The following is a 14,746-nucleotide window of genomic DNA, read 5'->3' as shown; positions in this document are numbered from 1 at the left end:
GTACCTCTGGACATTCCCTATGTACATAGGTATTGTCGAACTGGCGGCGCAACGATGCCCGTCGTGCAGCGGAAAGGACCTCGATCGGTGTCGAAGACAACGCACGTCATGGCCAACCCTCGGGCAGCAGTCGAACTGGTGCAGGACTACTCGCTGGAGATGACCGGCAAGGACGTGCCGGCGCTGATGGAAGCCAAGGACAGCATTCCGGCGGGCACCAGGATCAATGTCACCTTCCTCGGCAACGAGGATCTCGAGATGCGGGTCTCCGCGGCGAAGGCCGTCCGCGAGATGGGGTTCATCCCGGTTCCGCACATCTCAGCCCGCCGGCTCTCCTCCCGCCAGCAGCTCGAGGAATTCCTCTCCCGCCTGCAGGATGTCGGCGCGACTGACAGCGTCTTCGTCGTCGGCGGAGACCCGGCCACCCCCGAGGGCCCGTACGAGGGCGCGTTCGACGTGATCCACACCGGTCTGCTCCTGGACTACGGCGTGAAGGACGTGAGCATCGCGGGCTACCCGGAGGGTCACCCCGACATCGCCGACGACGTGCTGTGGCGCTCGCTGGACGAGAAGGTCCATTCGCTGGCGCAGCAGAAGCTGCACACCACGGTCCTCACGCAGTTCGCGTTCGACACCGATCCCGTGGTGGCGTGGATCGACGAGGTCCGCGGACGCGGCATCCACGGCACCATCCGCATCGGCACGCCCGGGCCCGCCGGCATCAAGCGGCTGCTCGGGTTCGCCCGTCGCTTCGGCATCGGCGCAAACGCGATGATCGTCAAGAAGTACGGCTTCTCGCTCACCAACCTGATGGGCACCGCAGGACCCGACATCTTCGTGGGCGACCTGGCGTCCCTGCTGGCTTCGGACGCATCCGTCTCAGAGGGCACCGAAGTGGCGGCACCTGCATCCGGCCCGACCACCGGCCCCGTGAAGCTGCACTTCTACACATTCGGCGGGCTGCTGGCGACCGCCGACTGGGCTCGTGAGTTCACCCGCACCCACTCCTGACAGGCTTTACCCATGACTGTGCACAACGAAGCTCTGCGCGACCACGCCTGCCTCATCGTCCACGGGCCCGACCGGCCCGGCATCGTAGCGGCGGTGACCGCGCTGGTCACCCGCAATCACGGGAACATCCTGTCGCTGGATCAGTACTCCGAGAACGCGGATGGCGGCGCGTTCTTCCAGCGCGTGGTGTTCCAGCGGGCCGACCTCACTGCCGCCATCCCCGAGATCGAGGCCGACCTCGCCGCCACCCTCGACGAATTCGGCATGCAGTGGTCGCTGACCGATCAGTCGGTCCCGAAGCGGATGGCGATCCTCGCCTCCACGTCCGACCACTGCCTGCTCGAACTGCTCTGGCGGCACCGCCGCGGAGAACTCCCGGTGACGATCCCGATGGTGATCTCCAACCACACCAACACCGCCGACGACGTCAGGGCCTTCGGCATCCCGTTCTTCCATGTCCCCTCGCAGGGCCCGGACAAATCCGACGCCGAAGCGAAGATCCTCGAGCTGCTCACCGGCAACGTCGACTTCATCGTCCTCGCCCGCTACATGCAGATCATCTCCGAAGACTTCCTCGACGCCGTCGGGGTGCCTGTCATCAACATCCATCACTCCTTCCTGCCCGCCTTCATCGGCGCCGCGCCGTACCGCAAAGCCAAGGAACGCGGCGTGAAACTCATCGGCGCCACCTCGCACTACGTGACGAAAGAACTCGACGAGGGCCCCATCATCGAGCAGGACGTCGCCCGCGTGAACCACGCGATGACCGCAGCCGACCTGCAAGCCCGCGGCGCCTACGTGGAACGCGCAGTCCTGTCCCGCGCCGTGCAGTGGCACGCCGAAGACCGCGTCATCCGGCACGGCAACCAGACCATCGTCTTCACCGACCGACCCTGAAACCACCCACGCCTCACCCTGAGGCGCGCACCGAACAGAGAGGTTCACCCCATGGCACCCAAGAATCTGCAGGAGGTCCTGGACGCGGCCGCGAGTCCCGTCGAGCTTCTGCGCAACTCGCAGATCGGCTCCTACATCTATCCGGTCGTCCCCGCGGACTTCCAGAACTGGATCAAGGAGCAGAAGGCCTGGCGCGACTCGGCGGTGCTGTACGACCAGTCCCACCACATGGACAACCTGTTCCTGCGCGGGTCCGACGCGATCAAGCTGATCTCGGACACGGCGATCAACTCGACATCGGTCTTCCCGGTCGACAAGGCGAAGCAGTACGTGCCGACCACCGCAGCCGGCCATGTGATCGGCGACGGCATCCTGTTCCGCGAGGCTGAGGACGAGTACACGTACGTGGGCCGGGCGCCGGCATCCAACTGGCTGCTCTACCACGGTGAGAAGGGCGGCTATGCGAACCTCGACATCGAGATCGACCGCCGCTCGCCGTCGCGGCCCTACGGCCACGAGGTCACCCGCCGGTACTACCGCTTCCAGATCCAGGGACCGACCGCCTGGCAGGTCATCGAGAAGCTCAACGGCGGCGCGCTCGAGCAGCTGAAGTTCTTCAACATGTCGACGATGACGATCGACGGCACGACGGTGCGCACGCTCCGCCACGGCATGGCCGGCGCTCCCGGTCTGGAGATCTGGGGACCGTACGCGGATCACGACCGGATCTGGACCGCGATCGTGAACGCCGGTGCCGAGTTCGGCCTGGTTCCCGTCGGTTCCCGGGCCTATCCCTCGAACACGCTCGAATCGGGCTGGATCCCCTCCCCCCTGCCCGCCATCTACACGGGCGAGGCCGAGCGCGGCTACCGCGAGTGGCTTCCGGCGGACGGCTACGAGGCCACCGGGACACTGGCCGGGTCCTTCGTCTCGGACGACATCGAGGACTACTACCTCACCCCGTGGGAGCTCGGCTACGGCAATTTCGTGAAGTTCGACCACGACTTCATCGGCCGCGACGCCCTCGAGAAGGTCGACCCGGCCTCGCAGCGCAAGAAGGTCACGCTCGCGTGGGATGCCGACGACCTCGGCAAGGTGTGGACGTCGCTGCTGAACGTCGACGGCCCCAGCTACAAGTTCTTCGACCTGCCTCTGGCCAACTACGGCTCGGCCAACTACGACGCCGTCGTGGACGAGGACGGCACTGTCGTCGGCTATTCGATGTTCACCGGCTACAGCGCCAACGAGCGTCGCGGCCTCTCCCTGGCCACCGTCGACCCGAACGTGCCCGAGGGCACCGAGCTGAAGGTCGTCTGGGGCGAGCCGAACGGCGGCACCACGAAGGCGAGCGTGGAACCGCACGAGCAGACCGAGGTGCGGGTCGTGGTCAGCCCGGTCCCATACTCCACGGTCGCGCGCGCGACGTATCAGGGCGGCTGGCGCACGAACTACCAGTCCGCATAGGGCCGCACATAAGCTCGAGGGGGTCCGGCGGCTGATGCCGCCGGATCCCCTCGCACCAATTCGGACGAGCGCATCGAGGAGGCAGCTGTGAGCCTGCGCTACGCCCTGCTCGCACTGCTGCGCGTCGGCCCACTGTCGGGCTACGACCTGCAGAAGCAGTTCTCACTCTCGGTCGGGCACGTGTGGCACGCCCCCGATTCCCAGATCTATCCCGAGCTGCGCAAGATGGAGACCGAGGGCCTCATCGAGGGCGAGGAGCAGACACGCGGACAGCGCGGGACGCGGCGGGTCTACCACGTGACGGATGCCGGTCAGTCGGCGTACGCGGAATGGATGCGCTCACCGCTGGACTACCAGCGGGTGCGCGATCCGGCACACCTGCGCGCCGCCTACCTGGAGAACACCACGCCCGAGGCGGCGCGGGCGTTCCTGCACGGCCACGTCTCGGAGTGGCAGTCGGAGCGCGAGCAGTGGGAGCAGGAGCTGCGCCGAATCGACGCGCGCGACAATCCGATGCTCGTCCGGCGGCTCGCGGTCACACCGGAGGCCGATCACGAACGCACGGTCGCCTTCAAGCGATTCGCCTACGAGGGTCTCGTCGAGCGCGCGAACGGCGAGATCGCGTGGGCGCGCCGCGGGCTGGAACTGGTGGACCGCCTGGACGGTCCTCCTGACGACGGCCGGAACAGTCCGCCGAGTCGGGGCGACTCGCAGGCGTAGCTCGCACGCCGCTCCACCGCTCGGCCCTACGCGAGCACGGACTCCAGGGATGCCTCGAGGATGTCCACTCCCTCGTGCAGCTCGGACTCGCTGATCGTCAGCGGCGGAGCGACCCGGAAGATGCCGCCCATACCGAGCAGCTGCACGATGTTCATGTGCAGTCCGCGATCGAGGCAGGCGGCGGTGACGGCGGCACCGAGTGCATCTGCCGGTGCTTTGGTCTGCTTGTCGAGCACCAGTTCGATGCCCTGCAGCAGTCCCCGGCCGCGGACGTCGCCGACGACGTCGAACCGATCCGCCATCGCGGCGAGGCGCTCCGAGAGCTGGTCGCCCAGCGACGCCGCCCGGGCGACGAGTCCGTCGCGTTCGAGGACGTCCAGGACGGTGTTCGCGACGACCGCTGCGAGGGGATCCGACACGTGCGTCGTATAGAAGAGGAACCCGCGTTCCGCGGAGATCGCCTCGATCTCGTCGCTCGTCACGACAGCTGCGACGGGCAGGCCGGCACCGAGGGTCTTCGACAGGGTCAGGATGTCGGGCGAGACGCCGTCGCGCTCGAACGCGTACATCGTGCCGGTGCGCCCCAGCCCCGTCTGGGCCTCGTCGAGGATCAGCAGCATGCCGCGTTGGTCGCACAGTTCGCGAAGGCGCGCGAGGTAGCCGAGCGGAAGCTCGATGATGCCGCCGGATGAGAGGATCGGTTCGAGGATGCAGGCAGCCAGCGCTCCGGTGGACTGCGCGTCCACGGACGCGAAGCCGTACGACAGCTCGGCTTCCCAGTCGTAGGAGCCGTCGGCGGCGCGGAACGGCGAGCGATACGCGTTCGGAGTCGGGAGCGTCAGGTTGCCGGGCACCACGGGCCCGTAGCCGCGCCGACCCGCCGAGAACGTCGCGGCGGCCGCGCCGGAGGTCATGCCGTGCCACGAGCGGTCGAACGAGACGATCTCGTACTTCCCGGTCGCCAGCTTCGCGATCTTGATCGCCGCCTCGTTCGCCTCGGCGCCGGTGGTGAGCACCATCGTCTTGGTGAGGTTCGGCGGGAGGGTCTCGGACAGCCGACGTGCGAAGGTCACCACGGGCCGCGACAGCATGCCGCTGAAGAGGTGATCCAGCGAGGCGACCGACTCGCTCACGGCTCGCACGATGTCGGGGTGCGAGTGGCCCAGCACCGCGCTCATCTGCCCCGATGTGAAATCGAGGATGGCGCGGCCCTCGCTGTCGTAGATGTACGAGCCGGCGGCGCGCTCGATGATCCGCGGCGACCACGAGCCGGAGTAGCGGATCAGGTGCCGGTCGGCGTCGGACCAGAAGGACTCGTCGTTCAAAACACGTACTCCATGAGGTCGGTCCCGAGCGTGCGGAAGGCCTCGTGCGCCCGGAGCCGATGCGATATCGACAGGTCGTCGAAGCACACGATCAGCGCGTACGAGACGCCGGCCCGCGGGCCGGCGAGCACTCCCGCTTCGACGCGGACGCCGGCATCCCTCCCCGTCTTGTTCACGAAGAGCAGGCCGTGCTCGTCGTTCTCGTGCGCGAACGGGTCGAGCCCGGTCGCCGAGGCGACCAATGAGAGGTCGTGGTTGAGGCTCAGCCACTCCGCGACCTGCGCGCTGACAGCCGCCGAGACGACGTTCGTGTTCACCAGCTCGGCGAAGACCTCGGCGAGCTCGCGCGCCGAGCCGAGCGCGACGTGCGGCGCGTCGTCGGGTCCGCGTTCGTCGCGGAAGCGGTCCAGCAGGGCGAGGCGGGTCAGTCCCATCTGCTCGATCCGGGCGCGGACCGCGGGCAACCCGACCTTCTCGATCAGCACGTTCGCGGCGAGCGCGTCGCCGGTCGCCGCGGTCAGCACCGCCAGATCCGACAGCGGCAGGGCCGGCGCCTTGAGGTGCTGCCAGATACCCGCCACCGTCACAGGCTCCACCGAAGTGCGCTCGACGATCTCGAGCGGATCGAGCGCGCCGGCCTCGAAGGCGGCCGCGACGTCGATGAGGAGCGGCACGATCCCGAGGCCCGCGATCGGCAGGGTCACGAAGTCGTCGCCGGCCAGCACCGACGTGCCACGGTCGAGGTCGGTGATGCGCACCGACACCTTCGCTCCCGACGAGGCGAGCTCGTCGAGCGCCTTCAACGTCGAGGCGAATGATCTGCGGCCGACTGCCGCCCGCCTCGGCAATCTTGTCTTGCTGCGTCGCGACCCCCGAAGCGACTCGGTGTCCCTGATGGGATCGGGTGGAGTGCCCACCGTCGGGTTCCTTCCGTTGACTGCTCGAGGGGTGCGCCACGCGGGCGCCGGGGAGCTCGACGGGTGCGTCGAGCTCGGATCACCAGATCGTGACGCGCTTGTCGGAGTCGAGCCAGAGCTGATCGGTCTCGGTGACATCGAACGCGTCGTAGAACGCATCGATGTTACGGACGATCTGGTTGCAGCGGAACTCGTTCGGCGAGTGCGGGTCGATCGTGAGGAGACGGATCGTCTCGGCTTCGCGCCCCTTCTGCTGCCAGATCTGCGCCCACGACAGCAGGAGCCTCTGGATGCCGGTGAAGCCGTCGACCTCGGGAGCATCCGCTCCGTCGAGCGAGAGCTCGTACGCCTTGATCGAGATACCGAGGCCTCCCAGGTCGCCGATGTTCTCGCCGATCGTCAGCGCGCCGTTGACGGCGTTGCCCTCCGGCAGGCCCACCGGGGTGAGCTCGTTGAACTGCTCGATGAGGATCGCCGTGCGCTCCTCGAAGGCGGTGCGATCAGCATCCGTCCACCAATCGCGCAGCGACCCATCGCCGTCGAAGCGACTGCCCTGGTCGTCGAAGCCGTGACCGATCTCGTGGCCGATGACCGCGCCGATCCCGCCGTAGTTGGCTGCGGCGTCACGGTCGGCGTCGAAGAACGGGTACTGCAGGATCGCCGCGGGGAACACGATCTCGTTCATCAGCGGGTTGTAGTACGCATTGACCGTCTGCGGGGTCATGTACCACTCGTCGCGGTCGACGGGTCCGCCGATGCGTCCGAGCTGGCGGTCGTGCTCATGGATGTGCGCGCGACGGACGTTGCCGACCAGGTCGAGCGCGTCGATCTCGAGCGCCGAGTAGTCGCGCCACTTCACCGGGTAGCCGATCTTGGGTGTGAAGGCGTCGAGTTTGGCGAGCGCCCGCTCGCGCGTCTCGGGCGTCATCCATTCCAGGGTCCGGATGCTGTCGCGGTAGGCGGCGAGCAGGTTCGCGACCAGCTCGTCCATCGCCTCCTTGGCGCTCGGCGGGAAGTGCCGCTCCACGTAGACGCGGCCGATGGCCTCGCCCAGCGCCGCCTCGGTGAGGCCGACGCCGCGCTTCCAGCGCTCCCGGTTGACCGGCACGCCGGTCATCTGCGTGCCGTAGAAGGCGAAGTTCTCCTCGACGAACGGGTCCGACAGGAATGCGGCCGCGCCGTGCACGATGCGCCAGCGCACCCACGCCTTCCAATCGTCCAGGCGAGCCTCGACGAGCAGGCTCCCCATCCCCTCGAGGAAGCTCGGCTGGTACACGTTCGCCTCGGCGAACGCCTCCTCACGCCCCGGGGCGGTGCCCTCGAGCCACGGCGTGAGGTCGATCCCGGCGAGCGCCTCGACCTCGTCCCACGTCTTGAGGTTGTAGGTCGCGACCGCATCGCGGCTCTTCACGTTGTCCCAATGGTGCGTGGCCAGTTCGGTCTCGAGCGCGAAGATCCGATCAGCGGATGCCGCGGCATCCGCCACTCCCGCCAGCTCGAGCAGCGTCTGGATGTGCGCGCGGTAGGCGAAGCGCGTCTCCTCGAAGTTGTCGAGGCGGTAGTAGCTCTCATCCGGCAGCGACAGCCCGCCCTGGACGAGGAACGGCACGTAGCGCTGGGGGTTGCCGGGGTCGGGCTCGACGTACAGGCCGATCAGGCCGCCGATGCCGTCTCGCTCGAGTTCGCCGAGCGTCCGCAGCAGGGCCGGGATGCTCTCGATGGCGTCGACGCGCGCCAGCTGGTCGGCCACCGGTGCGGCGCCGAGCTCGGCGATGCGCTCGGTGTCCATGAAGCTGGAGTACAGGTCGCCGATCTTGCGGGTCTCAGTGCCGGGCTCGGCGTCCTGCGATTCCTCGATGATCGCGTGGACGTCCTTCTCGGCCTGCTCGGCGATGAGGTGGAACGAGCCCCAGCGGGCCTTGTCGTCGGGGATCTCGGTGCGATCGAGCCACGCTCCATTGACGTGGCGGAACAGGTCATCCTGCGGGCGGATCTCAGCGCTCAGCTCATCGAGGGCGAGACCGGATCGGGAGGCTTCGGTCATTGGAACAGGATAAGCGCGGGCACATGTGCGAACGCATCACCTGAGGAAGTCCTCACGTTGTGTTCAGACTCGTAGGGTCGGAGGATGGCGAGCTCCTCCAAACAGCTGAACCGCGACATCCTGCGGCTCGCCGTGCCGGCGCTGGGCGCTCTCATCGCGGAGCCGATGTTCCTCATCGTCGACTCGGCCCTCGTGGGGCACCTCGGCGTCGAGCCCCTCGCCGGACTCGGCATCGCATCGGCCGTGCTGCAGACGATCGTCGGGCTGATGGTGTTCCTGGCGTACGCCACGACGCCCGCGGTCGCGCGGCGGTTCGGCGCGGGCGATCCGACCAAGGCGGTATCGGTCGGCATCGACGGGATCTGGCTCGCGCTCGGGATGGGCGCGGTCCTCGCAGTCGCCGGCTCGCTGCTGACGCCGTTCCTGGTCGGCCTGTTCGGCGCCTCGCCCGACGTCGCGCGCGATGCCGAGACCTACCTCGGCATCTCGATGTGGGGGTTGCCGGCGATGCTGATCGTCTTCGCGGCGACCGGACTGCTTCGAGGGATGCAGGACACGGTGACGCCGCTGTGGATCGCCGGCCTCGGCTTCGGCGCGAACGCGCTGCTGAACTGGATGTTCATCTACGGCCTGGGCTGGGGCATCGCCGGCTCGGCGTTCGGGACGGTCGTGGCGCAGTGGGGCATGGTCGGCGCGTACGTCGTGGTGGTCGGGCGGCTCGCGCGGCGGCACGAGGCATCCATCCGCCCGCAGCGTGAAGGTGTCAGCGGCTCGGCGCGCGCCGGAGGCTGGCTGTTCCTGCGCACCCTGTCGCTGCGGATCGCGCTGCTGGCCACCGTCGGGGTCGCCACGACGCTGGGGACCGCCGAGCTCGCCGGCTGGCAGGTCGCGTTCACCATCTTCTCGACGGCGGCGTTCGCCCTGGACGCGCTCGCGATCGCCGCGCAGGCGCTGATCGGGAAGGGGCTCGGCGCCGGCGACGTGCCGATGGTGCGGCACGTCCTCGGACGCACCGTCGCCTGGGGCACGTGGTTCGGCGTGATCGTCGGCGCTGTCATCGGCGCGCTGTCCGGCGTCATCGGGCTGGTGTTCACCGGATCGGCGGAGCTGGCCGCCCTGATCCAGCCCGCGCTGATCGTGCTGGCGGTCGCGCAGCCCCTCTGCGGGATCGTCTTCGTGCTCGACGGCGTGCTGATCGGTGCCGGGGACGCGAGATACCTCGCCCTCGCGGGCTTGGCGAACCTCGTGCCGTTCGTGCCGGCGCTCCTGCTGGTCGCATGGCTCAGCGGCGGTGGCGCGGCCGGGCTCGCGTGGCTGGCGGTCGCATTCTTCGGGGTCTACATGCTGGCGCGCCTGGCGACCCTCGGCTGGCGTGTGCGCGGCGCCGCGTGGATGACGGCCGGCGTCTGATCTCCGGGGTCCCCGCCGGCCCCCGGCCCCCCGGCCCCCGGCCGTCGATCCGTTTACGGACGAGACACGCCGTGATGCGCCGAGGCGAGACGACGCGAATCGTCCGTAAACGGCCGGGCGCTGCGTGGGCGGCGGGGTCAGGCCCAGCGGCGGCACCACTCGTACATCACGACGGCGGCTGCGGCCGAGGCGTTGATCGAGCGGGTGGAGCCGAACTGCCTGATCTCGATCGAGGCGGATGCCGCGGCCAGCGCCTCCTCGGAGAGCCCCGGACCCTCCTGACCGAACAGCAGCACGCAGCGTTCGGGCAGGTCGGCGCTGTCGACCGGCATCGCCCCGGGGAGGTTGTCGATCGCGAGGATCGGCAGGCCCGCGGCATCCGCCCATCCGGCGAACGCCGCGACGTCCTCATGGTGACGAACGTGCTGGTACCGGTCGGTGACCATGGCGCCGCGGCGATTCCAGCGACGGCGTCCGACGATGTGCACCTCGGCGGCGAGGAACGCGTTGGCGCTGCGCACGATCGAGCCGATGTTCATGTCGTGCTGCCAGTTCTCGATCGCCACGTGGAACGGATGCCTCCGCTCATCGAGATCGGCGACGACCGCATCCATGCTCCAGTAGCGGTATCGGTCGACGACGTTGCGCGTGTCGCCGTGCTCCAGCAGCTCGCGGTCGTAGCGGGGGTCGTCGGGCCAGGCATCCGGTCCTCCCGGCCACGGGCCGACGCCGACCGGGAGGTGGGGTTCCGCCGGGAGCGGCGGCTCAGGAGTGTCGGCGGTCACCGGCTCAGGCTACCCGCGCGCCCGCGCTCGAAGCGTGCCGCGCCATCTGGCCACCCTGCGCGCCCGCGATCTGACGTCCGCGCCACTTTGCGGTATCCGCGCTACAGATTGATGGCGCGGATGCCGAAAAGTGGCGCGCGGCAGATATTTCGGCACACCGAAAAATGTCGTAAGGTTTCGGTATGCCGAAAACGGACGCCGACATCGCAACCCCGAGTCGCGCCGTCGCGCCCGCCACCCGCGCCGCGTGGCTGATCGGTCCGGCGCTCGTGGCCGGCGTCGCCTATCTCGACCCGGGCAACGTCGCGAGCAACATGACCGCAGGAGCCCAGTTCGGCTACCTCCTGGTCTGGGTCGTCGTGCTCGGCAACGCGATGGCCTGGCTCATCCAGTACCTGTCGGCGAAGCTCGGCATCGTCACCGGACGCAGCCTGCCCGAGACACTGGGCCGCCGCATCCGCAATCGGTGGGCACGACGCGCCTACTGGCTGCAGGCCGAACTGGTCGCGATGGCGACCGACATCGCGGAGGTCATCGGCGGCGCCGTCGCCCTCAACCTGCTGTTCGGCATTCCGCTGCTGTGGGGCGGCGTGATCACCGGCACCGTGTCGCTCGTGCTGCTGATGGTGCAATCCCGCCGCGGACCCCGCACCTTCGAGTTCGTCGTCATCGGCATGCTGGCGATCATCGCGATCGGCTTCACCTTCGGGGTGATCATCGGCCCTCCCGATCCGGCGGGCGCGCTCGGCGGCCTCGTGCCGCGCTTCGAGGGGACCGGATCCGTGCTGCTCGCGGCATCCATCCTCGGCGCGACGATCATGCCGCACGCGATCTACGCGCACAGCTCGCTCGCCCGCGACCGCTTCGCGCCGGTCGAGATCGTCCCGGCCCCTGATACCCCCCACTTGACCCGATCGGCCCCTTCCGGCGACCGAGAAGGGGCCGATTGGGTCAAGTGGGACGGTGTACACGAGGTCGGCCACGCCGCCAGCCCGATCGGGCATGCGGCCAACGACGACCTCGAGCGTCGCCGCGGCATCTCCACCCCCCGACTGCTTCGCGCGACGAAGTGGGACGTCAGCATCGCGATGCTCATCGCCGGCACCGTCAACCTCTGCATCCTGCTGCTGGCCGCGGCGAATCTCTCCGGCGTCCCAGGAACCGACACGCTCGAGGGCGCGTACGCCGCGCTCCGCGACGGGATCGGCCCGCTTGTGGCGACCCTTTTCGCCGTCGGCCTGCTCGCGAGCGGCCTGGCCTCGACGAGCGTCGGCGCGTACGCCGGCGCCGAGATCATGAAGGGCCTGCTGCATGTGCAGATCCCGCTGATCGCACGGCGGCTCGTCACGCTCATCCCGGCGCTGGTGATCCTCGGACTCGGCGTCGACCCGACCCTCGCCCTCGTCCTCAGTCAGGTCGTGCTGTCCTTCGGCATCCCGTTCGCGCTGATCCCGCTGGTTGTCCTGACGGCGCGCGGCGAGATGCTCGGCCGCTTCCGGAATCATCTCGCTACGACGGTCGCCGGCATCGCGGCATCCGTCTTCCTCATCGCGCTCAACGCGGTGCTCCTCTATCTGGTGCTGTCTGGGGCCTGAATCCCACCCACCCCACACGAACTGCCACCCGCGGCCTGCACCCCCATCAACAGGTGGCAGCTCCCGCAGCCTCAAACCCACCCACCCCACACGAACTGCCACCCTGGCGACGAGTGCCGGCACCCGAAAGCCCGAAGCCTGCCCGGGTACCCTGGATCCGTGGCCTCCCCCGCCGTCGACGACTACCTCAAGACGATCTACCACCACACCGAGTGGCAGGACGATCGCATCACGCCGTCGCAGCTGGCCGCAGAGCTCGGCCTGGCCCCCTCGAGCGTCACCGAGATGGTGCAGAAGCTCGCTGCCCAGGGTCTGGTGACCCATCGGCCGTACGGCCCCATCGCCCTCACCGCCGACGGCGAGCAGCGCGCAGCGGCGATCATCCGACGGCACCGGCTCATCGAGACGTGGCTGGTGAGCGAGTTCGACTACTCGTGGGACGAGGTGCACGACGAGGCCGAGGTCCTCGAGCACGCCCTGAGCGACCGACTGCTGGAGGGCATCGACGTCCGGCTCGGCCGGCCGCTTTTCGACCCGCACGGCGATGCGATTCCGGATGCCGCCGGCCACGTCCACCGTGAGCCGTTCGTGCTGCTCGCCGAGGCCGAACCCGGCCACGCCGGGAGAGTGCTCCGGGTCAGCGACCGCGATGCCGAGGTGCTGCGCGCAGTCGAGGCGGCGGGAGTGCGGGTGGGTGCGCATGTGCTGGTGGCGGATGCCTCGACCCTGAGCATCGACGGCATCGACGTCCCGCTGCCTGGCGCTGCGATCGACGCGGTCTGGCTGACCGCCTGACCCGAGGCGGCGCGTCAGTCCGACGTCGTCGCGTCCGGCTTGTCCAGCCCCTCGAACGGCGCCAAGGTGCGCTCGAAGTCGTCGCGCCGACCCGACGCGATCGTCGTCGCCCCGAACGACACCGAGACCGAGGCCACCGGCCAGTCGAACTCCTCGGCGTCCTCCATGGCGGCGCCCGTCGTGTCGAGCCGCGCGTCCTGGATCGAGAACGACAGCCACTGGCCGTTCGCGTAGGCGGTTCCCGACCACAGCCAGCAACGACCGCCCGCCCCGTTGCAGTAGTCGCGCGCGTACTCGTCCCGCCACCGGTCGTCGGCCAGCAGCTCGGGCGCCTCGTGCTGGAGCACGACCGGGCCGAGACCGTACTCCTCGGTGACGGCGCTGACCGCATCGACCAGACCGCGCCACCGATCGGTCGAAGGCGCGGACCCCGATTGCAGCTCACAGCAGTTCACGGTCACGAGCATGGTCTCGCCGCCGTAGCCGTTCCCGGAGGCGGAGAACCACGACTCCTCGCCGAACCACTCCGACTCGTCTCGCGTCGGGATCAGCCGCGTGTCGGCTTCGAGTTCGACCGCAACGCGGACGCGGTTCACCAGGTCGGTCGCGAGTGGAACGATCTCGTCTTGATCGGGTCCGGCGCGCAGCGCCTCGGAGTCCTGGCCGGCCTCGCCCGGGTAGTCCGCCCAGTCCACGGTCACCTGCTCGCCGTCCGCGCCGACGTAGGTCGAGACCGGCGACGGCTGGTTACCCAGCACGCCGCAGCCGGCGAGCGCAAGCGCAGATGCGGTGAGCGCCGCGGCGACCAGGAGCGGATGCCGCATCCTCACACCGCGGCGGCCTTCTCGAGCGGCCAGCTGACCCCGGTCGCCTCTTCGCAGACGCGCCACAGGCGGGCCGCGATCTCGGGGTCGCGCGTGATCTTGGAGGCCTTCCCCCGTCGGGGTTCGCCGCGCACCACCGTCTTCGGACCCCAGAACTGCCCGCCTTCGGCGTCCGGATCCACGAGCGCTCGCACGAGCGGCCACGCGCCGTGCTCCTTGGATTGCGTGATCGGCGCCTGCAGGTTGTCGGCGAAGCGCGAGAGGCGGCTCGGCGAGTTCACGCCCACGATGCCCGCCGTGCGACCGCTCGTCGCATAGCCGGGGTGCGCCACCTCGCTGCGCACGTCGACGCCCGCCGCGCGCAGGCGCCGGTCTGCCTCCAGGCCCAGCGCCGTGGTGGCGACCTTCGACTGCACGTACGCGCGCCACCCGGTGTAGCCCTCGACGAGCTGCGGGTCGACCGGGTCGTACTTCCACATCGAGGTCGACATGCTGCCGAGCCACACCATCCGCCCCGATGCGGCGGCCAGCGAGGTCAGCAGCTCGCCGGCGAGCGCGAAGTGACCGAGGACGTTGGTCGCGAACACCAGCTCGTGCCCGTCCCGCGTGGTCTCGCGCTCCTTCGGCGGATGCACGATGCCGGCGTTCAGCAGAAGTCCGTCGAGGCGGCCGCGGCCGGCGACGGTGGCCGCGGCTGCGCGCACCGAGCCCAGATTGCTGGTGTCGAGCAGGAGCGTGTGTGCACGCTCACCGGCATCCGGATTCCGCCGGCGAAGTGCCGCCCGCGCATCCATCAGGCGGTTCGGGCTGCGCCCGGTCATGTACACCGACGCGCCCGCGCGGACGAGCTGCTCGCTCGAGAAGAAGCCGAGACCGGCATTGGAGCCGGTCACGAGGTAGCTTCGCCCGGTCAGGTCGGGAAGCTGCTCGGGATTCCATGCCTGTCGGGCCACGTCTCC

At 69.1% G+C, this 14,746-nt stretch carries 13 protein-coding genes; 7 read left to right on the top strand and 6 right to left on the bottom strand.

Annotation, left to right across the window (positions count from 1 at the left end; translation table 11 throughout):
* Window positions 1-108 precede the first annotated feature (108 nt).
* From BLT19_RS03215 to BLT19_RS03200, 4 genes are all read left to right on the top strand, one after another.
* On the top strand, window positions 109-1,011 hold the full coding sequence (locus tag BLT19_RS03215; RefSeq protein ID WP_091493197.1) for a methylenetetrahydrofolate reductase: 903 nt from the start codon (window positions 109-111) through the stop codon (window positions 1,009-1,011).
* A 12-nt stretch (window positions 1,012-1,023) separates the two neighbouring features.
* Window positions 1,024-1,908, top strand: a complete 885-nt coding sequence (gene purU, locus BLT19_RS03210; RefSeq protein WP_091486221.1) for a formyltetrahydrofolate deformylase — start codon at window positions 1,024-1,026, stop codon at window positions 1,906-1,908.
* Window positions 1,909-1,959: 51 nt separating this feature from the next.
* A complete protein-coding gene (ligM, locus tag BLT19_RS03205; protein ID WP_091486216.1) occupies window positions 1,960-3,372 on the top strand; it encodes a vanillate/3-O-methylgallate O-demethylase in 1,413 nt (470 codons plus the stop codon).
* Between the two features lie 87 nt (window positions 3,373-3,459).
* A complete protein-coding gene (locus tag BLT19_RS03200) occupies window positions 3,460-4,092 on the top strand; it encodes a PadR family transcriptional regulator (protein ID WP_091486212.1) in 633 nt (210 codons plus the stop codon).
* 26 nt (window positions 4,093-4,118) lie between these two features.
* Here BLT19_RS03200 and BLT19_RS03195 read toward each other — a convergent pair whose 3' ends face one another.
* The 3 genes from BLT19_RS03195 to BLT19_RS03185 all read right to left on the bottom strand — a co-directional run bounded on the left by BLT19_RS03195 (window position 4,119) and on the right by BLT19_RS03185 (window position 8,378).
* Window positions 4,119-5,417: an aspartate aminotransferase family protein gene (locus BLT19_RS03195; RefSeq protein WP_091486208.1), complete on the bottom strand. Its 1,299-nt coding sequence runs from the start codon at window positions 5,415-5,417 to the stop codon at window positions 4,119-4,121.
* Complete coding sequence (locus BLT19_RS03190; RefSeq protein ID WP_231917768.1) at window positions 5,414-6,265, bottom strand: serine hydrolase; 852 nt, start codon at window positions 6,263-6,265, stop codon at window positions 5,414-5,416. Before BLT19_RS03190 ends, BLT19_RS03195 begins: the two co-directional genes overlap by 4 nt.
* A gap of 148 nt (window positions 6,266-6,413) precedes the next feature.
* Window positions 6,414-8,378 carry a M13 family metallopeptidase gene (locus tag BLT19_RS03185; protein ID WP_091486200.1) on the bottom strand — a complete coding sequence of 655 codons (1,965 nt, stop codon included), beginning with the start codon at window positions 8,376-8,378 and terminating at the stop codon, window positions 6,414-6,416.
* Between the two features lie 84 nt (window positions 8,379-8,462).
* On the opposite strand from BLT19_RS03185, the gene BLT19_RS03180 reads away from it, so the two are divergent.
* Window positions 8,463-9,788 carry an MATE family efflux transporter gene (locus tag BLT19_RS03180; protein WP_091486195.1) on the top strand — a complete coding sequence of 442 codons (1,326 nt, stop codon included), beginning with the start codon at window positions 8,463-8,465 and terminating at the stop codon, window positions 9,786-9,788.
* 137 nt (window positions 9,789-9,925) lie between these two features.
* Here BLT19_RS03180 and BLT19_RS03175 read toward each other — a convergent pair whose 3' ends face one another.
* Window positions 9,926-10,573 (bottom strand): TrmH family RNA methyltransferase, encoded by a 648-nt coding sequence (locus BLT19_RS03175; RefSeq protein WP_091486191.1) that lies wholly within the window; start codon window positions 10,571-10,573, stop codon window positions 9,926-9,928.
* Between the two features lie 182 nt (window positions 10,574-10,755).
* Here BLT19_RS03175 and BLT19_RS03170 point away from each other — a divergent pair, with 182 nt between their 5' ends.
* On the top strand, window positions 10,756-12,168 hold the full coding sequence (locus BLT19_RS03170) for an Nramp family divalent metal transporter (RefSeq protein ID WP_091486187.1): 1,413 nt from the start codon (window positions 10,756-10,758) through the stop codon (window positions 12,166-12,168).
* 159 nt (window positions 12,169-12,327) lie between these two features.
* Window positions 12,328-12,963: a metal-dependent transcriptional regulator gene (locus BLT19_RS03165; protein WP_091486183.1), complete on the top strand. Its 636-nt coding sequence runs from the start codon at window positions 12,328-12,330 to the stop codon at window positions 12,961-12,963.
* A gap of 14 nt (window positions 12,964-12,977) precedes the next feature.
* On the opposite strand, the gene BLT19_RS03160 is transcribed toward BLT19_RS03165, so the two are convergent.
* Window positions 12,978-13,787, bottom strand: a complete 810-nt coding sequence (locus BLT19_RS03160; RefSeq protein ID WP_091486178.1) for a hypothetical protein — start codon at window positions 13,785-13,787, stop codon at window positions 12,978-12,980.
* Between the two features lie 2 nt (window positions 13,788-13,789).
* Window positions 13,790-14,740, bottom strand: a complete 951-nt coding sequence (locus tag BLT19_RS03155) for an SDR family NAD(P)-dependent oxidoreductase (RefSeq protein ID WP_091486175.1) — start codon at window positions 14,738-14,740, stop codon at window positions 13,790-13,792.
* Window positions 14,741-14,746 lie beyond the last annotated feature (6 nt).

It is taken from the genome of Microbacterium pygmaeum (assembly GCF_900100885.1).
Taxonomy (GTDB): Bacteria; Actinomycetota; Actinomycetes; order Actinomycetales; family Microbacteriaceae; genus Microbacterium; species Microbacterium pygmaeum.
This window is presented reverse-complemented; position numbering and strand designations above follow the sequence as displayed.

Coding starts and splice junctions, on each gene's coding strand:
- BLT19_RS03215 (WP_091493197.1), top strand. CDS start 109: ATGGCCAACCCTCGGGCAGCAGTCGAACTGGTGCAGGACTACTCGCTG.
- purU (WP_091486221.1), top strand. CDS start 1,024: ATGACTGTGCACAACGAAGCTCTGCGCGACCACGCCTGCCTCATCGTC.
- ligM (WP_091486216.1), top strand. CDS start 1,960: ATGGCACCCAAGAATCTGCAGGAGGTCCTGGACGCGGCCGCGAGTCCC.
- BLT19_RS03185 (WP_091486200.1), bottom strand. CDS start 8,378: ATGACCGAAGCCTCCCGATCCGGTCTCGCCCTCGATGAGCTGAGCGCT.
- BLT19_RS03180 (WP_091486195.1), top strand. CDS start 8,463: ATGGCGAGCTCCTCCAAACAGCTGAACCGCGACATCCTGCGGCTCGCC.
- BLT19_RS03170 (WP_091486187.1), top strand. CDS start 10,756: ATGCCGAAAACGGACGCCGACATCGCAACCCCGAGTCGCGCCGTCGCG.
- BLT19_RS03160 (WP_091486178.1), bottom strand. CDS start 13,787: ATGCGGCATCCGCTCCTGGTCGCCGCGGCGCTCACCGCATCTGCGCTT.